Origin of the sequence: Pseudomonas sp. Irchel 3A5, from assembly GCF_900187575.1 — a bacterium.
Taxonomy (GTDB): Bacteria; Pseudomonadota; Gammaproteobacteria; order Pseudomonadales; family Pseudomonadaceae; genus Aquipseudomonas; species Aquipseudomonas folii.
Genome location: NZ_FYDU01000003.1, coordinates 188,403 through 207,651 on the forward strand (window position 1 = coordinate 188,403; position 19,249 = coordinate 207,651).

Sequence of the window (19,249 nt, forward strand, 5' to 3'; positions counted from 1 at the left end):
AGGTTTTAGATGACGTGGGACCGGCTTTAGCCGGGAAGGCTGCATTTCTGACGATAAGGATGTAGCAAATTCGCCAGGCCCTTCCCGGCTAAGGCCGGTCCCACGGTTGAGTTACCTCTCAGCATCAACGACTACTTTTTCTTGTCCCGGGCGAACGCTGCTTCCAGCGCCTCATTCAACGTGCGCAACACCTTTACACGTGCCCAGCGTTTGTCATTGGCTTCAACCAGAGTCCAGGGTGCGATTTCGGTGCTGGTGCGGTCCACCATATCCCCCACTGCCTGACGGTACTGTGGCCATTTTTCGCGGTTGCGCCAGTCTTCGTCGGTGATCTTGTGGCGCTTGAACGGAATCTTCTCCCGGGCCTTGAATCGCTCCAGCTGGGTTTTATCATCGATGGCCAGCCAGAACTTGACCACGACGATGCCGGCATCGGTCAATTGCTCTTCGAAGTCATTGATCTCGCCATAGGCTCGTAACCAGTCGGTCTCGCTGCAGAAACCCTCCACGCGCTCCACCAGTACCCGGCCATACCAGGAACGATCGAACACAGTGAACTTGCCCCTTGCCGGAATCTGCCGCCAGAAGCGCCAGAGGTAAGGCTGGGCGCGCTCATCTTCGCTAGGTGCCGCAATAGGCACGATGTTGTACTGGCGCGGATCGAGTGCCGCGGCTACGCGACGAATTGCGCCGCCCTTTCCGGCCGCGTCATTGCCTTCGAACACCGCGACCAGCGCATGTTTGCGCATGCGCTTGTCGCGAATGTTGCCTGACAGTCGCGCCTGCTCGGTGATCAGCTGCTCCTCGTAATCGTCCTTGTCCAGACTCAAGCTCATGTCGAGGCTGCCCAACAGGGTCACATCGTCATGAACAGGCGCCAATGGTCCGATGTTCAAGGGTTGTGGCTTATTCCCGGGAACACTCAAGGCTGCCTGCATACCCTCAAGCAGCAAGCGACCCACGGTCAGGCTGCGGTAATACGGATCAACGCCTTCAATCACATGCCACGGCGCATACTCGCGGCTGGTGCGACGCAACACGCGCTCGCCGTATCGAACGAACTTGTCGTAAGTTTTAGATTGTTGCCAATCCAGCGGGCTGATGCGCCAGCTGTGCAGCGGATCATCCTTGAGCTGCTTGAGGCGCGACTTCATCTGTTTCTTTGACAGATGAAACCAGAATTTGAAAATCAACGCGCCTTCATCGGTGAGCATTTTCTCCAGGCGTTCCGAGCCGTTGATGGCCTGATCGAGTACCGCGTCCTTGAATAATCCGTGAACGCGGCTTTGCAGCATCTGGCTGTACCAGTTACCGAAGAAAATCCCCATCCGGCCCTTGGCTGGCAATTGCCGCCAATAACGCCACGCGGCGGGATGTGCCAGTTCTTCATCGGTTTGCTGATCAAAGGTGCGTACTTCGATGAACCGCGGGTCCATCCATTCATTCAAGAGCTTGACCGTCTCGCCCTTGCCCGCGCCCTCAATGCCATTGATCAGCACGATGATCTGGCGTTTGCCCTGTTCATGAAGATCGTATTGCGCTTCCAGCAATGCTTCGCGCAAAGCGGGTACTTCAGCGTCGTAGGTTTCCTTGGCGATGGCGTGACCGATTTCAGCGGATTCGAACATGCATGACTCCTCTAGCCTAAACCCACATAAGCATCTGCAACGACGATCCCCCTGTAGGAGCCGAGCTTGCTCGCGATGAACGATGACGCGGCCTGCCTGATAGACCGCAGCGCCTGTATCGCGGGCAAGCCCGGCTCCCACAACAACGAGATATGTAATCGCCGGCAAACCTCAGACTAATCCACCCCCGGCAAAGTTGCCGGAGATGGATCAATGAATCAGAACCACTGCTGGCGCATGTTGTTGGTCAACTGCTCCAGCAAGGCCTTCTCGGCCGCGTTCAGGCTGGCAATCAAGGCCCGGCCCTGTCGGTCGTACTCATCGTTATCAATGGGCGGGTTGGCCGTCAGTTCTTCAAGCTCGACAGTTGCCCGGCCCAAGGTTTCCAGATCGGTCGTCATCTGGGCCGCCATGAGGCGGACATTGATCTCGGTACGGCGGCGCAATTCCTCGGCGGCATCTACTGGCGGGTGCTCCTCAAGGGCGTTCATCTGTTCCTTGATTGACGCCGTCACTCGCGCCAGATCCGCTTGGTGCTCGGCACGCAGGCGCTCGTTCCAGCGACGGTCAGCCAGTGCATAGTTGATGAACTCATCACCGTTTTCGTGCTCCAGCACCCGCCGGCGAGCGGTGAGAATTGCCTGTCGGTCCACTGACGCCAGTCGCCCCCAGGTCATGCTCAAGGGCTGCCCGGGCAAATTCAGATCCTGAGCCAGACCGATTCGATAGGCCATGCGCACTTCGGCATGGTCGACATAAACGCCGTTGGCTTCTCGACCGGCGATTTCCAGATCGGCGATCGTCTGCACCTCATTCAGGCGAAAGAGACCCCGCATGACCCGGAACAGAGTTTCGGTATGCTGCGCCTCTGACACCCCCTCCAACGCACTCCGGGCATACACCGCAACCTGGATGTCGCTGAAAATGAGTCTCGCGCCGTCTTCACAGGTCTGGTCGGCACCAAACAGACGGTCATTGGCCATGACTTCCAGCTCAGCGCGCAGTGCCGGGTTCTCCGCCGCCGCTTCAAGCACCCTCATCACGTCATTGGCCAGCTCTTCGCGGAAACGCTGGAAGTCTGGAGTCTCTCGAAGGCGTTGCAGTAACACCAACAGATGAGGGGCATCGCCTGCCTCTTCCAGCTGATGCCAGGCGATACCCAACCGGGAATTCAGCTCAGTCCGCCCGTCAACCAGCCATATTTCGAGTTCCGGCAAAGGCGGAGCCAGCGGTGTGTGACCAGCGTTATGGGTATGCCAGGCTACACCATCATCCGACGAGGACTCGTCATCGCTGGTGGTGGTATCCACGATCAGATCACGGATGTCCTCCGGAAAGTCGCACTCAAGGCGATAGGTCATATCGTAGCCCCGATCATTGATCCAGAATCTGCGCAAGTCTTCATGGTCGATGGGGTTGTCATAAGCATGTATGACCAGTTGCGACGGCTGCCCCATGCTGTTGTCCAGGATGTGATCGGGCAAATGCACTATCTGGTTGTCGCTGATATCCAGCGACTGCAACGGCAGGTCTTCAATCCAGGATGGCCACTGAGTCAATCCCGTATCATTAAGCCAAAGCATCGAGACCCGAAGCCGGTTCACATCAGTAATCTCTCCCAGCACGTTACCGGACAGATCCAGCTCGTTCAGGGTTTGAATTCTCATGAGCAGGTCCATGGATTGCTGTTCGATGGTCAGTCCCATGCCTTCCAGTGACAGGTGAGACAATTCCCGCATCCCCGTCAGGCCTTCCGGTAGCTCAGTCAAGCCACCGCCGAGTATTTCAAGCCGCCTGACGTGGGAAAAACGTCCCAGCAAGCGATTTACATCTTCGACTCCGCCGGTAACCCTGTTCAGGGTCAGGTAATGGATTTCAGCGTAATGAGCGGGCAACTCGGGCATATCTGAAAAGCCCGTAAGGTCGAGGTTTTCAAACAGTAGATTGCTTGAGTGCATCGGCGACATCGAATCACTGAAGCGCCAGGCGCGTCCGATTGCTTCGGCCATGGCCTGGCGGACCGCAAAGCGTTGGCTGCTGATCGAGGGGCCTGGCCCGACCGGGTTCACCCATCCTTCCAGCGCACTGCGCAGCATTTCCCAGGATTGCAATCGGGCCTGGGTCATCTCCAGTATCTGCGCGTTACTCCATCCTCGAAACATCAGGTTCTGTGCATGCATCGCAATACCCGGAGACTCAGGATACAACTCGCTCAGAGCAGCAATCACCCCATCGGAGACTGTCGGCAAATCGGGTAACGCCGTGCCGCGACCGCTCAACGCGTAGCCAAAACGACGATCCGCCAGACGTGTCGGGCCTCGAAACCCGGGAGAGATTTCCTGAAGGCCCAGCGTCTTCGCGACCCTTCTGCGCTGGCTGGTTGCATCCCTGACAATCTGCTTGCGCAGCGCGACGGGGTCATTAATGCCAAGGTCGCGCACGCTGTCGCCAGGCAGCGCGTTCAGCACAGATGCGAAAAAGTCATCTTGAGGGGCGAGCTTCTTTCCCGCCATATCACATGGCGTGTAAAGATCACCCTGCTTGATCAGCACCCTACGTTGAGTCGCCGAGCGCTCACCGATACCGTCGAGCAGCGCCCCACCGAACGCACCATCGCGCAGTTCGATACGCAGGTTCTTCGGCCATCCAGGCAGATGTTCCAGACCGTGCAATGACAGTTTCAGCGTGTCGGGACTGGCGGCCTTGGACTTCAGATAAAAGCCTTCGAGTGCTTGATTGATACGCGTCTGATGCAAGTAACCCCGCGCCCTGCCCACGAGATTCAGCGGAAGGGATTGTGTCGTTTTCAGGCTCGCCAATTGCTCGGTACTGGCTTCGCTCAATAGTTCACGCGCGGCTGCGCACGTCATGCCTGGAAAGTCTCGTTTTATGAGTTGTATCAGCGGATCAGTGCTGGTCTCACGTAACTGATTCAGGCGATCAAACTGCAGTTCGGCGTTACCGTCGGGCAACTGCGACACTTGCTCATCCAACCCGAACCTTTCTATAGCGTCAGTCAGCGCGGAGGGCGGTGGTAGAGATTCCAGGTGCAGCGTTGCGAGCAAGTTCTTGTCAGTCCCTGTTACCGCAAGTATGCCCTCCACCGCCTGATCAGAAAGCGATGCAACGGAATAGCCCAGGCGCTTGAATGAGGTTTTGATGTCCCAGCTCAGAGGATTCTCACCTTCATGCCTCCAGGCCCCCGCACCGTTGTGCTCAAGTCTCGGAGAGAAACGGCTCGTGCGGGGTGCCTTGATCCGCCATCTGTTGAGTGCCGTGTCCAGCTCAATACGATAAAACCGGCCCTGCAGCCCGATGTATTTCACCCCTTGGTGATCGAATACCCCTTCAGCACCGGGCTTCATGCCCTGCGGCAGCGTCACATCGGTGGCGAAGGGAGCAAGATCCGGTGACCACAATCGCATCTGACCATTTTCCAGCCTGACCGGGATCATCCTGCCCACAAACGCCGAGTCTTTGATGGCTGGCAATTCCCCCGGAGAAGCGGCTTTACCGGCAGCGGCAAACACCGCAAGCATCGCCAGGTTTTGCGCGACACTGGTCAAATGTTCGAGAGCCTCGTCCATGTCGCCCTGAGCCCAGGCTTCAACGCCCTGAAAGGTATCTACCAGGAGTTGCGCACCGGCCACCATCATCATTACCTCACCCAACACCGGCACAAACAGCGCAGCCAGATTGACCACGTTCATGCCGGTCGCCAGATAGTGAGCCAGGCGCGCTCTGCGTGAAGCTTCGTCCTCATCACTGGTAGGCACGGCCAATACCCGGGCATCGTCCTTGATGCGCAGCATTCGCTGGAAATGAAAGTACTCAAGCAGCGAATAAGGGATGATTTCCGTGGCCAGTCTCAAGTCAGCATTTTCGTCCACCTCGGGGACTCTCCACTGCCTGGGAATCAACCCTGTGTCGCCTGGCACAGGACGTTCGCGCATAGGCGTCAGGCAGGCACGGAGTTTGACCAGGAATTCAGCCCTGCGGCGCTGGGCAATCAAGCCAGCGAAAAACTGCTGATACCTGACGTTTCTCAGCTTTTTGCGCAGTTCTTTCATGAACTGGTCCAACGAGTCGTATTCCTTGAGTGGCGCAACCGGGTCGCCGGGCACATACACCACGCAGCCGTTCAGGTTGCGGGGCTGGAATACCAATACGTCGCGTACGGCGAACCCCAGCAGGGTCAGACGCTGAACGTCCACCGCCTCGCTCCGGCCTTTTTCAGCCCAATGGCCGCTCGCCGCCAGGATCGAACGATAAGCATTGTGGGAGAGCACGTCACTGCCCAACATGTGCGCAACATGCGCCTCGACATAAAACGCATTGCGTACCTGATGACTGAGCACATGCTTAATCTGCGCACCGCTCAACGCGTCTGCTGGAAGCTCGCTGGCGACCGGCTCCAGCACGCTCTTCAGATGGGCCTGATATTGGCCGCCCAGGTCCAGCGCTCGACATAACGCCATGAATTTCGCCGGGCTAACTTTCAGCGGATGGGGAAAGCTGGTGCCCGCCGCAAAAGTCGCCAGATTGGGTTGGCCCTGATAAATCACCGAGTCAGCCGTGACCTCGTCGACTTCCTCTTGATGAAAGTTCTGCAGCGCCGCCTCCAGCAATGACTGCACGGTAAAACTGCGCTCCACCAACTTGCTCGGCAGGGGCCATATGCTGTCTGCAAAACGGACATGGCGAAAGTGATCACGATCAATGTCCAGCCCCGGCCCGAACGCCTGCGTCAGCGCTTTGGCCAAGCGCGGCCTTGCGAATGTGATGAGGTCCTGCATGCCGCTCAATGCCTTTCGTACCTGGCTTCGCAAATGGTGACTGCGCAACATGTCGCGACGCAGCCGCTCGCGCAGCTCCGCGGTGGTGTAGATGTACCAGGACGGCAAGGTGCTTTTGACGAGGTTCTGTTGGGTCTGAATGACAGTCGGGTTCATTGCTAAACTCCTATGAAAGAAGTCTACAAGTGATCAGTTTCTACAGCGCTGGAGGGGGTAGATAGTTAATACCGGGGTTGATTTCTCGATACATGCCCAGTCATGCAGTAAACCCAGTCCTTGCAGGAGCTGCCAAAGGCTGCGAAGCGTTCAACCTGACCTGCCACGATCGCAGCCTTCGGCAGTGCCTGCACAGTCTGCACAGGTCCAGTGCTTGCTGAGCTAAGATGCACGCCCCCGCACACAAGCCGAGCCAGACTGTGACCATCACCCGCCATGCCCAGATCGACTGGGACGATCAGGGCAACCCCCACTCCCGAGAGTTTTCCGACGTCTACTTCGCGACCGGAGCGGGCCTTGAAGAAACCCGACACGTTTTTCTGGTGCAAAACGACCTGCGCGATCGTTTCAGCGCATTGTCGGAAGACGGTCGGCTGGTGATTGGCGAGACGGGTTTTGGTACCGGACTGAATTTTCTCTGTGCCTGGCAGCTGTTCGCCGAGTGTGCGCCCGCCTCGGCGAGACTGCATTTTGTCAGCGTCGAGAAATTCCCCCTCAGCCAGTCAGACCTGCACCGTACGTTGAACCTCTGGCCGGAGCTTTCGCCCTTTTCAGGCCCGCTGCTAGAGCAATATGTCGCCGTGCACGAAGGTTTTCAGCGTCTGGTATTCGACGGCGGACGCGTGACGCTGACCCTGCTGATTGGCGACGTGCTGAACATGCTGCCGCAACTGGATGCGCAGATCGATGCATGGTTTCTCGATGGCTTTGCCCCGGCAAAAAATCCGGAGATGTGGACGCCCGAGCTGTTCGCAGAACTGGCCCGACTGGCTGCGCCCAACTCGACCATCGGCACCTTCACCAGCACCGGTTGGGTCCGTCGCGCTCTGAACGCTGCAGGTTTCAAAATGAAGCGTGTGCCGGGCATCGGCCACAAGTGGGAAGTGTTGCGCGGCACCTTTCTTGGCTGGCCGGAAGCTGCAACGCCCGTCCCGATGATTAAGCCGTGGTTCGCCCGCCCTGCACCACTCACCGGCGAACGCAAAGCGATTGTGATTGGCGGCGGCATGGCCGGTTGCACCACGGCCGCAAGCCTTGCCTCACGGGGCTGGCGAGTGACGTTGATAGAGCGCCACAGCGACCTTGCACAGGAAGCGTCGGGTAATCCGCAAGGCGTGCTTTATCTGAAATTGTCGGCCCACGGCACGGCGTTGTCGCAATTGATCCTCAGCGGTTTTGGTTATACCCGCCGTATGCTGGAGCGCCTGCAGAGGGGCGTCGATTGGGATGCTTGCGGCGTTCTGCAACTGGCTTTCAACGACAAGGAGGCCCAGCGTCAGGCGCAACTGGCCGCTGCATTTCCTGAGGAGTTACTGCATCTCCTGGACAAGTCGGCGGCCGAAGCTCGTAGCGGTGTGCGCCTCGACAACGGCGGCCTGTTCTTTCCTGAAGGCGGCTGGGTGCATCCGCCTGCGCTGTGTCGTGCGCACGTAGGTCATCCGAATGTTCGCGTGCAACTTCATCACAATGTCGTCGAGTTGCGTCGAGAGTCCGGCCAGTGGCAAGCCTGGGATGGCGATGTATTGCTGGATCACGCCGAGGTCGTGGTCCTTGCGGGTGCGGCGGATATCAAGCAATTCCCTTTGAGTGCCGGGCTACCGCTCAAGCGTATTCGCGGACAGATCACGCGTCTGGCGCAGACTGAGGCCAGCAGGACGCTGAGCACGGTGGTGTGCGCCGAAGGCTATGTCGCTCCGGCACGACTGGGTGAACATACGCTGGGGGCCAGTTTCGATTTCACCAATGAGGATTTGAGTCCGAGCACATCTGATCACTTGGGCAACCTGCAACTGTTGCAGGAGATCTCTGCGGATTTGAGTGAGCGTCTCGACGTCGCCCGTTTGCCTACAGAACAGTTGCAGGGCCGGGCAGCCTTTCGCTGTACCAGCCCGGACTATCTACCGATTATCGGACCACTGGCAGACAAGGACGCGTTTGTCCGGTCCTATGCCGCACTGAGCAAGGACGCCCGACAGACTCCCGAAGCGCCCTGCCCCTGGCTGGACGGTCTGTACATCAACAGCGGCCACGGTTCCCGCGGCCTGATCACCGCGCCCCTCTGCGCCGAACTGCTCGCTGCCTGGCTAGACGATGAACCGCTGCCGCTACCCCGCAGCGTGGCCGAAGCCTGCCATCCGAACCGCTTCATGCTGCGGGAGTTGATTCGCGGGAAGTAAGGGCTTCTCAGGGTGCTGTTGTGGGGCAGTTCATGACGTGGGATCGGCTTCAGCCGGGAAGAGGCCGGGAAAGACGCTGAATCTTCATGTGCAGAACTAGTGCCTTCCCGGCTAAAGCCGGTCCCACGTCGTCAATCAACTTTCGGGCAAATATAGAGTCTCCTTTGAGCATGCAGGCCAATGTGAAGTCTCCCGCCCAGGGAATGCGGTCTGCCACACAACTTGTTGCTATCCTCCCCCTTCCAACCCCACCAATCGAGTAGCCCATGCTTGAGGTAAAAAACGTCTTCAAGAGCTACGCCACTGCGCAAGGCCCTCTGGCGGTGTTGCGCGGGGTGGATCTGGTTTTGCAGAACGGCAGCAGCCTGGCCTTGATGGGGGAATCCGGGAGCGGCAAGAGCACCTTGCTGCATCTGGTGGCAGGCCTTGATCAGGCTGACGAAGGGCAGATCGAGATTGCAGGGCAGCGTCTGGACCGCATGAATGAATCACAACTGGCCAACTGGCGCCGCACGGAAATCGGCCTGGTGTTCCAGCAGTTCAACCTGATCGGCAGCCTCAAGGTTGAGGACAACCTGGCGTTTCAGGCGCGGCTGGCTGGGCGTTATGAGCCGCAATGGCAGGCACAACTGGTGGAGCGGCTGGGTCTCGGGGATCTGCTCAAGCGCTATCCGGAGCAATTATCGGGCGGCCAACAGCAGCGGGTAGCCATTGGCCGGGCGCTGGCATCGCGACCCGGTTTGCTGCTGGCCGACGAACCCACCGGCAACCTCGATGAAGCCACCAGCGATGAAGTCCTGCAACTACTCCTGGACCTGCTGGCGGACAGCTCGACCAGTCTGTTAATGGTCACCCACAGCCCGCGGGTTGCCGAGCGTCTGACTCACAAAGTGATCCTGCATCACGGCCGCCTGGCAACCGAGAGCGATCGCTGAGGTGCGGGTTTTCTACTGGACACTGCGCGCCCTGCTTAGCCACTGGCGACGTCACCCGGTGCAATTTTTCAGTGTATTGACAGGGCTTTGGCTCGCAACGGCGCTACTGACCGGTGTCCAGGCGCTCAATAGTCAGGCTCGGCAGAGCTATGCCCAGGCCAGCCAACTGATCGGCGGCGAACCACAAAGCAGTCTGGCCACCGCCAACAACGCGGCGTTCTCGCAAGATGTGTTTATCAGCCTGCGCCGCGAAGGTTGGCCGGTATCGCCCGTGGTACAGGGCCGAATCCTTCTTCAAGGGCTGGAAGACCGCCGTGTGCAACTGATGGGCATCGAACCGGTGTCATTGCCCAGCGGTACAGCAGTGGCCGGACAGACTCTGGACCTGAACGGAATCGTCGACTTCCTCACTCCGCCCGGCCAGACCTGGATCGCGACCCAGACGCTGCAGGCGCTGGGCCTCAATGAAGGGCAACAACCTCTGACCAGCAACGGCCAGCGCCTGCCACCGCTGCACAGTCGAGTCGATATGGCACCCGGCGTGTTGCTCACGGATATCGGCTTCGCTCAGCCACTGCTGCAAATGCCTGATCAAGTGTCGCGTCTGCTGCTGCCCAAAGACTTCGCCGCGAGCAATCCTGTGTTGCCACCGGAATTGAACGGTGTGCTTCAACTGAAGAAAAGCGGCGAAGAGAACAATCTGACGCGCCTCACCGAAAGCTTCCATCTGAACCTCAACGCTCTGGGCGTGCTGGCCTTCATCGTCGGTCTGTTCATCGTGCATGCGGCCATCGGCCTGGCACTGGAGCAGCGGCGCGGACTGTTGCGCAACCTGCGCGCCTGCGGGGTCAGCGCCAGAATGCTGATTGCAGCGCTCGCCATGGAATTAGGGGTTCTGGCCTTGCTTGGCGGGCTGCTCGGGATTGCCAGCGGTTATCTGTTGGCGAGTCTGTTGCTGCCCGATGTCGCTGCCAGCCTGCGCGGTTTGTATGGCGCGGAAGTCGCAGGCCAACTGAGCCTGAGCCCGATCTGGTGGCTGGGCGGTCTTGGCTTGAGTGTATTGGGTGCATTGCTGGCCGGGGCTAACAGTCTGCTGCGCGCGGCGCGTTTGCCGTTGCTCGCGCTGGCCAGTCCACAGGCCTGGCATCAGGCCCACAGTCGCTGGCTGCGCCGCCAAGGCTGGGTGGCTGGCGGCGCGGCAATTGTTGCACTGGCTGCGCTGCTGATCGGCGACAGCCTCGCCGCAGGTTTCGTCTTGACGGGCAGTCTGTTGCTATCTGCGGCTCTGGGTTTGCCGGTGCTGCTCAATGGTCTGCTCAATACCTTGCTGGGGCGCAGCCGTTCAGTGTTGGGCCAATGGTTTCTGGCTGATTGCCGTCAGCAACTACCAGCGCTCAGTCTGGCGCTGATGGCGTTACTCCTGGCGCTGGCGGCGAACATCGGCGCGGGGAGCATGACGTCCGGGTTTCGGCAAACCTTCGGCAACTGGCTTGAACAACGGCTGACCGCCGAGTTGTACGTCACGCCGCAAAACGCGGCCCAAGCCCCTGAAATGCAGGCCTGGCTTATGCAACAGCCCAACGTCAGCGCCGTGCTGCCTAACCGGCAGGTGTCGACCCAGCTGCAAGGCTGGCCAGCCGACCTGTTCGGCGTGATGGATCATCCAACCTACCGTGAGCACTGGCCGCTGCTGGAGTCCGCCAGTGGCGATCCATGGGATCAACTGGTGCAGACTGATAGCGTGATGATCAGCGAGCAACTGGCCCGTCGTCTCAAGCTGAGCGTTGGCGAAAGTCTGACCATTCCAGTGCCGGCTGGCCAATGGACGCCGCGCATCGTGGGTATTTATGCCGACTACGGCAATCCCAAGGGCCACTTGCTGGTCAACGCCGAACGCTTGTTGCGCCACTGGCCGCAACTGGCTGCCAACCGCTTCAATCTGCGCATCGATCCGGCCGCAGTGCCTGCGCTGGTCAGCGACCTGCAACAGCGCTTCGCCCTGGACGATAACCACATCATCGATCAGAGCCAGCTCAAAGGCTGGTCCAAGCAGATTTTCGAGCGCACTTTTGCCGCCACCGCCGCCCTCAACAGCCTGACGCTGGCCGTGGCGGGCATTGCGTTGTTCATCAGCCTGCTGACCCAGAGTCAAAGCCGGCTCGGCCAACTGGCGCCCCTGTGGGCGCTGGGTATAACGCGAAGTCAGTTGATGCTGCTCAACCTCGGCCAGACGTGGTTGCTAGCTGTACTGACGCTGGTCCTGGCGTTGCCGTTGGGCTTGTTACTGGCGTGGTGTCTGGATGCAGTGATCAACGTGCAAGCCTTTGGCTGGCGCTTGCCGCTGCATATCTTCCCGGCTCAGTTGCTGCAACTGGCAGCGCTGGCACTGCTTGCCACCCTGCTCGCCTCTGCGTGGCCGCTGTGGAAGCTATCCCGCACTCGCCCGGCCGATCTGCTGAGGACGTTTGCCAGTGAAAACTAATCTCTTGCTCCTGCTGATTCTGCTGGCCCTTGCTGGCTGCGATAAACCTGCCGAATCCGAGCAGGGGTTCGCCGGGATGGGTAATCACGCCGAACAGTTCACCCCGGTCACACCAGGCCGTGAGTTCACCTTCCCGGCGGATCATGGCCCGCACCCGGGATTCCGTATTGAGTGGTGGTACATCACGGCCAATCTCAAAGACGAGCAAGGGCAGAATTTCGGCGTGCAATGGACGCTGTTCCGCAATGCTTTGGAGGCTGGCAGTCAGGGCTCCGGCTGGAACGACGGCACGATCTGGATGGGGCATGCCGCCGTGACTTCGGCCACGCAACATTACGCGGCAGAGCGTTATGCCCGAGGAGGCATCGAGCAGGCCGGCGTGACGCTCGCGCCATTTTCAGCGTGGATAGACGACTGGAAGCTGCACAGCACTTCGCCCACAGCAGACCCGCTGGCCGACATGCAACTCCAGGCCACGGGGACGCAGTTCGCTTATCAACTTCACCTGACGTCCAGCAAACCGCTGGTCCTGCAAGGCACACAGGGTTTCAGTCAGAAATCCGAGCAGGGCCAGGCTTCTTACTATTACAGCCAGCCGTACTTTCAGGCCGAGGGCGAACTGACCATTGCTGGCAAACGCTATCAAGTCAGCGGCCCTGCGTGGCTGGATCGCGAATGGAGCAGCCAGCCGCTGACCGCGAACCAGACCGGCTGGGACTGGTTCTCGGTGCACCTGGACAGCGGCGAAGAACTGATGCTGTATCGCATGCGCCAGAAACAGGGTGAGCCGTATCTGACGGGCACATGGATCAACGCTGACGGCAGCACTCAGTTGCTGACCGCCAAAGACATCAGCCTGTCGCCATTGGCCAATACCCGCGTTGCAGGCCACGACATGCCGACCCGCTGGTCGGTAAAGATTCCCGGCAAGGGTCTGGAGATCATTACCGAAGCGCTGAACCCCAAGGCCTGGATGGATTTGCAGATCCCCTACTGGGAAGGGCCGATTACCTTGAGTGGCAGTCATAAGGGCGTGGGTTATCTGGAGATGACCGGATATTGATCCCTCGCTTTCAAGAAGACTAATCAATGGTAGGAGCGAACTTGTTCGCGAGAAGCTTCACGCGGTGATTCAGGCACACCGCCCTCGCGAACAAGTTCGCTCCTACCGGATTGCGGTTCCGCGCATGTGGGTGTGTGCCTCCAGCGGATGGACCTGCGAACGCCTTGAGTGGCAGCCAATAAAGCGATGCGACTAATCAACGGTAGGAGCGAACTTGTTCGCGAGAGGCTTCACGCGGTGATTCAGGCACACCGCCCTCGCAAACAAGTTCGCTCCTACCCGTTAGTGTGAGGGCTCAGATGAGCTCGGCTTCTGCAGATATTCAGGTAGCCAACACCTGCTTATAACCGATTGATCTAAAACTCCCCCGTTTCCCATGGGTCAGTTCATGGGTGGCTGCATTTTCTCAGCCTCCTCCCCAACGGAAAACCGGTAAGGACTTATGTGCGGATTAGCAGGTGAACTACGTTTTGACCATCAACCAGCGGACCTAGCCGCTGTTGAACGCATTACCCATGAGCTGGCGCCTCGCGGCCCGGATGCGTGGGGGTTTCATAGCCAGGGGCCGATTGCCCTTGGTCATCGTCGCCTGAAAATCATGGACCTTTCGGACGGTTCGGCGCAGCCGATGATCGACAGCCACCTTGGCTTGTCCATGGCCTTCAACGGCGCGGTGTACAACTACCCGGAACTGCGTACCGAGCTGCAAGGCCTGGGTTATCAGTTCCACTCCGATGGCGACACCGAAGTGTTGCTCAAGGGCTATCACGCCTGGGGCGTCGATCTGCTGCCTAAACTCAACGGTATGTTCGCGTTCGCGATCTGGAATCGCGACAAACAAGAGCTGTTCATCGCTCGCGACCGTCTCGGCGTCAAGCCGCTGTATTTTTCTCGCACCGACAAACGTCTGCGTTTCGCCTCTACGCTGCCTGCGCTGCTCAAGGGCGGCGACATCAGCGGCATGCTCGACCCGGTGGCGCTCAATCATTACCTGAACTTCCACGCTGTGGTCCCTGCTCCGCGCACATTGCTTGCCGGTGTGGAAAAACTCGCGCCTGCCAGCTGGATGCGCATTGACGCCCATGGCAAGACCGAGCAGAAAGTCTGGTGGCGTCTGCCTTATGGCCCGCACGCTGACGAGACCAACCTCACTCTGGAAGACTGGCGTGATCGTGTGCTCGACAGCACCCGCGAAGCCGTTGCGATTCGTCAACGTGCTGCGGTGGATGTCGGCGTGCTGCTCTCCGGCGGTGTCGATTCGAGCATGCTGGTTGGATTGCTGCGTGAAGTCGGCGTCGAAAACCTGTCGACCTTTTCCATCGGTTTCCAGGATGCAGGCGGCGAACGTGGTGACGAGTTTCAATATTCGGACCTGATCGCCAAGCATTACGGCACCAACCACCATCAGTTGCGCATTCAGGAACACGAGATCATCGAGCAATTGCCTGCGGCGTTCCGCGCCATGAGCGAGCCGATGGTCAGCCATGACTGCATCGCGTTCTACCTGCTGTCCCGAGAAGTGGCCAAGCACTGCAAAGTGGTGCAAAGCGGTCAGGGTGCAGACGAGCTGTTCGCCGGTTATCACTGGTATCCGCAGGTGGATGGCGCAGCCGACCCGGTTGCTGCCTATCGCGATGCCTTTGTTGACCGTAGCTACGACGAATATGCAGCGACTGTTCAGCCCAAGTGGCTGACTGCCAATGACGCCGCCGGCGACTTCGTCCGCGAGCATTTCGCACAGCCGGGCGCTGACGCTGCTGTGGACAAGGCGCTGCGTCTGGACAGCACGATCATGCTGGTTGATGACCCGGTCAAGCGCGTCGACAACATGACCATGGCCTGGGGCCTGGAAGCGCGTACGCCGTTCCTCGACTATCGCCTTGTTGAACTGTCGGCGCGTATTCCCGGCAAATTCAAGCTGCCCGATGGTGGCAAGCAGGTGTTGAAAGAAGCTGCGCGTCTGGTCATTCCGTCGGAAGTGATCGACCGTAAAAAAGGCTATTTCCCGGTTCCGGGCCTCAAGCATCTTGAAGGGGCAACATTGGGCTGGGTGCGCGACTTGCTGGTAGACCCAAGCCAGGATCGCGGCCTGTTCAATCCAGCCATGATCGACAAACTGTTGACCAACCCGGAAGGTCAACTGACTCCTCTGCGCGGCTCGAAGTTGTGGCAGTTGGCGGCGCTGAACCTGTGGCTCAGCGAACAAGGACTCTGATTAGATGAAACAGCATTCGACGACGTACAGCCAGCGCCTGCTGCGCGGTCAGTCGCCCTCCTATGAACGTCTTCAGGCGCGCTTTGCCGAAGACGGCAGCGACACTGAAGCCAAGCCGCTTGCTCTGCATTGCGGCTGGGGGCGATTGCTGATCGGTCATACTTATCCCGATCCGGCGGCGCTCGCTCACGAACTGCTCAACGAGAAACCCGGCGAGCGTGATATCGCGTTGTATGTGGCTGCGCCGCAGCAGGTACTGGCTCAATCACCACAGCAGCTGTTTCTCGATCCGTCGGATACGTTGCGCCTGTGGTTCAGCGATTACCGTCCTGCGCAGCGAGTATTTCGTGGCTTCAGGATTCGTCGCGCGCAGAACAGTGCTGACTGGCAGGCGATCAATAATCTATACATCGCTCGCGGGATGCTGCCCATCGATCCGGAGCTGCTGACCCCGCGTCACCAGGGCGGTCCGGTGTACTGGCTGGCGGAAGACGAAACGACCAATGCGGTGATCGGCAGCGTCATGGGCCTCAATCACCACAAAGCATTCCACGACCCGGAAAACGGCAGCAGCCTTTGGTGTCTGGCGGTTGATCCACAATGCACACGCCCTGGTGTTGGGGAAGTGTTGGTACGTCACCTGGTTGAGCATTTCATGAGCCGTGGCCTGAGTTATCTGGACTTGTCGGTGCTGCATGACAACCATCAAGCCAAAGCGCTGTACGCCAAGCTCGGCTTCCGTAATTTGCCCACCTTCGCCATCAAGCGCAAAAACGGTATCAACGAAGTCCTCTTCCTCGGCCCAGGCCCGCAGGCGGATTTCAACCCGTATGCGCGGATCATTGTCGAAGAAGCTCATCGTCGCGGTATTGAAGTGCAAGTCGATGATGCAGAAGCGGGCTTGTTCACGCTGGCTTATGGCGGACGCAGGATTCGCTGCCGGGAATCCCTGAGCGACCTGACCAGCGCAGTCAGCATGACGTTGTGTCAGGACAAGAGCCTGACCCACAAGGCCCTGAAAGCCGCAGGTTTGAAGCTGCCCGCTCAGCAACGGGCCGGTGACGAAGAAGCTGATCTAGCGTTTCTTGAGGAACACCAGCAGATCGTCGTCAAACCGCTGGATGGCGAACAAGGCCAAGGCGTTGCAGTCAACTTGCGCACTCCCGAAGAAATGCACGGCGCCATCGAACGCGCCAGGCAGTTCGACACGCGGGTGATTCTGGAAAGCTTCCACGAAGGTCTGGATCTGCGCATTGTCGTGATTGGTTTTGAAGTAGTCGCAGCGGCCATTCGCCGCCCTGCAGAAGTGGTGGGCGATGGTCGCCACACGATTGGTCAACTGATCGAAGCCCAGAGCCGTCGCCGCGCTGCTGCCACCAGTGGCGAAAGCAAGATCCCCGTGGATGAAGAAACCGAACGCACGGTGCGCGACGCCGGTTACGAATTCAGCAGCGTACTGCCCATGGACGAACGCCTGGCCGTACGCCGGACTGCCAACCTGCACACTGGAGGCTGCCTGGAAGATGTAACGTCGATTCTGCACCCCGTACTCAGCGACGCAGCGATCCGTGCCGCTCGCGCTCTGGACATTCCGGTGGTAGGCCTGGACCTGATGGTCCCTGCCGCCGATCAGCCCGAGTACGTATTCATCGAGGCCAACGAACGCGTCGGCCTCGCCAACCACGAACCGCAACCGACGGCAGAGAAATTCGTTGACCTGCTGTTCCCGCACAGTTTGCCTGCACATAGCTGAGAGCAGCCTCAAGCCTCGAGCTGCAAGCCAAAAGCGGACCCGGTCCAGCTTGTAGCTTGCGGCTAATAACTTGCAGCTGCTCCGAAGGAGCTCAAATGACCACTGCAAAAAAAATCCCCGAGCCGGATCTGAACTACCTGCAGAAAGTCCTGTTGGAAATGCTCGCGATCCCAAGCCCTACCGGCTTCACCGACACCATCGTGCGCTATGTCGCCGAGCGTCTTGAGGAACTGGGTATCCCCTTCGAACTGACACGACGCGGGACTATTCGCGCCACGTTAAAAGGCAAGCAGAACAGCCCTGACCGCGCCGTTTCCGCGCATCTGGACACCATTGGCGCAGCCGTGCGTGAGGTCAAAGACAACGGCCGCCTGTCACTGGCGCCGATTGGCTGCTGGTCGAGCCGCTTTGCCGAGGGCAGCCGCGTCAGCGTGTTCACTGATCACGGCGTGATTCGCGGTAGCGTGCTGCCGCTGATGGCGTCCGGTCACGCGTTCAATACTGCGGTCGATGAAATGCCAATCAGTTGGGATCATGTCGAACTGCGCCTCGATGCCTACAGCACCACCAAAGCTGATTGCGAATCCCTGGGCGTTGGCATCGGTGACTTCGTGGCTTTCGACCCGTTGCCTGAGTTCACTGAAAGCGGCCATATCAGCGCCCGCCATCTGGACGATAAAGCCGGTGTCGCCGCATTGCTGGCAGCGCTCAAGGCCATCGTCGAGAGTGGCGCCGAGCCGCAGATCGATTGCCATCCGCTGTTCACGATTACCGAGGAAACCGGCACCGGCGCTGCAGGCGTACTGCCTTGGGATGTGAGTGAGTTCGTTGGCATCGATATCGCCCCGGTCGCCCCTGGCCAGCACTCCAGTGAACATGCGGTGAGCGTGGCCATGCAGGATTCCGGCGGCCCTTACGACTATCACCTGTCCCGCCACCTGCTGCGCCTGGGCAGCGAAAATGAACTGCCGGTGCGTCGCGACATGTTCCGCTACTACTTCAGCGATGCCCATTCGGCAGTCACCGCCGGCCATGATATCCGTACCGCCCTGCTCGCGTTTGGTTGCGACGCCACCCACGGTTATGAGCGCACTCACATCGACAGCCTTGCGGCACTTAGCCGTTTGCTGGGCGCCTACATGCTCAGCCCGCCGGTCTTCGCCAGCGATGCCCAACCCGCGCAATCTTCGCTGGAGCGCTTCAGCCATCAGATCGAGCACGATGCGCAGATGGAAACCGACACCCGCGTGCCGAGTGTGGACAGTCTCGTAGGGCAGAATCGGGAAGAGGTGGAGTAGCAAATACCCGGCTTGGAATTCGCCCTGTGGGAGCGGTGCTTGCCCGCGATAAGGCTGGACGCGATCTTAAGTGAATCGCGTCCAGCCTTATCGCGGGCAAGCACCGCTCCCACAAGGGAATCGTGTTTCAAATTTACTGGCGGGGATAAGCCGCGATTATTCCACCTGCTTTTTCCATGCATCGGCACTATCATCGCCGGGAATTGATGCGAGAACGCCTATGCTGATTCCTTACGACCAACTCGAAGCTGACACTCTTACCCGTCTGATCGAGGACTTCGTCACCCGTGACGGCACTGACAACGGCGATGAAACACCGCTGGAAACTCGCGTATTGCGTGTGAGACATGCATTGAGCAAAGGCCAGGCGGTGATTTTTTTCGATCTGGAAAGCCAACAGTGCCAGCTCATGCTCAAGCATGACGTGCCCAAAGAGTTTTTTGACTGATCACGAGCTTGCGTCCGGAAGCGACCGGTTCGCTTTTGCCTGTTGTGAAACCCTTTGAGCGATGCGTTTGTAAACCTCCGCCCGGTGCACTTTGATGTGCTTCGGCGCCTCGACTCCCAAACGTATCTGATTACCGTGAATGGCCAGAATCTGGATGGTGATTTCATCACCGATGGAGAAGACTTCTCCTATGTCGCGCATTATTACCAGCATGTCCCTGCTCTCTTATTGTTTACCA

General features: G+C 59.1%; 11 protein-coding genes. 8 read left to right on the forward strand and 3 right to left on the reverse strand.

Annotated elements, in window-relative coordinates:
• Nucleotides 1-131: 131 nt before the first annotated feature.
• Together pap and CKW31_RS05750 are read right to left on the reverse strand one after the other, a co-directional pair.
• The gene (pap, locus tag CKW31_RS05745; protein ID WP_095093436.1) at nt 132-1,628 is read right to left on the reverse strand and encodes a polyphosphate:AMP phosphotransferase; all 1,497 of its coding nucleotides are present in this window, start codon (nt 1,626-1,628) and stop codon (nt 132-134) included.
• Between the two features lie 218 nt (nt 1,629-1,846).
• Entirely contained in the window at nt 1,847-6,580 is a 4,734-nt protein-coding gene (locus tag CKW31_RS05750; RefSeq protein WP_095093437.1) for a dermonecrotic toxin domain-containing protein, read from the reverse strand.
• A gap of 260 nt (nt 6,581-6,840) precedes the next feature.
• On the opposite strand from CKW31_RS05750, the gene mnmC reads away from it, so the two are divergent.
• The 8 genes from mnmC (at nt 6,841) to CKW31_RS05790 (ending at nt 19,011) form a co-directional block, all read left to right on the forward strand.
• Complete coding sequence (mnmC, locus tag CKW31_RS05755) at nt 6,841-8,817, forward strand: bifunctional tRNA (5-methylaminomethyl-2-thiouridine)(34)-methyltransferase MnmD/FAD-dependent 5-carboxymethylaminomethyl-2-thiouridine(34) oxidoreductase MnmC (protein WP_095093619.1); 1,977 nt, start codon at nt 6,841-6,843, stop codon at nt 8,815-8,817.
• A gap of 266 nt (nt 8,818-9,083) precedes the next feature.
• Nucleotides 9,084-9,752: an ABC transporter ATP-binding protein gene (locus CKW31_RS05760; RefSeq protein WP_095093438.1), complete on the forward strand. Its 669-nt coding sequence runs from the start codon at nt 9,084-9,086 to the stop codon at nt 9,750-9,752.
• A 1-nt stretch (nt 9,753) separates the two neighbouring features.
• Nucleotides 9,754-12,234: an ABC transporter permease gene (locus CKW31_RS05765; RefSeq protein ID WP_095093439.1), complete on the forward strand. Its 2,481-nt coding sequence runs from the start codon at nt 9,754-9,756 to the stop codon at nt 12,232-12,234.
• Nucleotides 12,218-13,297, forward strand: a complete 1,080-nt coding sequence (locus CKW31_RS05770; RefSeq protein ID WP_176469790.1) for a lipocalin-like domain-containing protein — start codon at nt 12,218-12,220, stop codon at nt 13,295-13,297. The genes CKW31_RS05765 and CKW31_RS05770 overlap by 17 nt, the downstream gene beginning before the upstream one ends.
• A gap of 442 nt (nt 13,298-13,739) precedes the next feature.
• On the forward strand, nt 13,740-15,512 hold the full coding sequence (locus CKW31_RS05775; protein WP_095093441.1) for an N-acetylglutaminylglutamine amidotransferase: 1,773 nt from the start codon (nt 13,740-13,742) through the stop codon (nt 15,510-15,512).
• Between the two features lie 4 nt (nt 15,513-15,516).
• A complete protein-coding gene (ngg, locus tag CKW31_RS05780; RefSeq protein WP_095093442.1) occupies nt 15,517-17,265 on the forward strand; it encodes an N-acetylglutaminylglutamine synthetase in 1,749 nt (582 codons plus the stop codon).
• 95 nt (nt 17,266-17,360) lie between these two features.
• Nucleotides 17,361-18,563 carry an osmoprotectant NAGGN system M42 family peptidase gene (locus CKW31_RS05785; protein ID WP_095093443.1) on the forward strand — a complete coding sequence of 401 codons (1,203 nt, stop codon included), beginning with the start codon at nt 17,361-17,363 and terminating at the stop codon, nt 18,561-18,563.
• Nucleotides 18,564-18,783: 220 nt separating this feature from the next.
• Entirely contained in the window at nt 18,784-19,011 is a 228-nt protein-coding gene (locus CKW31_RS05790; RefSeq protein WP_027899418.1) for a YheU family protein, read from the forward strand.
• Here the strand turns inward: CKW31_RS05790 and csrA are convergent, their stop codons facing one another.
• On the reverse strand, nt 19,012-19,224 hold the full coding sequence (gene csrA / locus CKW31_RS05795; RefSeq protein ID WP_095093444.1) for a carbon storage regulator CsrA: 213 nt from the start codon (nt 19,222-19,224) through the stop codon (nt 19,012-19,014).
• Nucleotides 19,225-19,249: the final 25 nt, after the last annotated feature.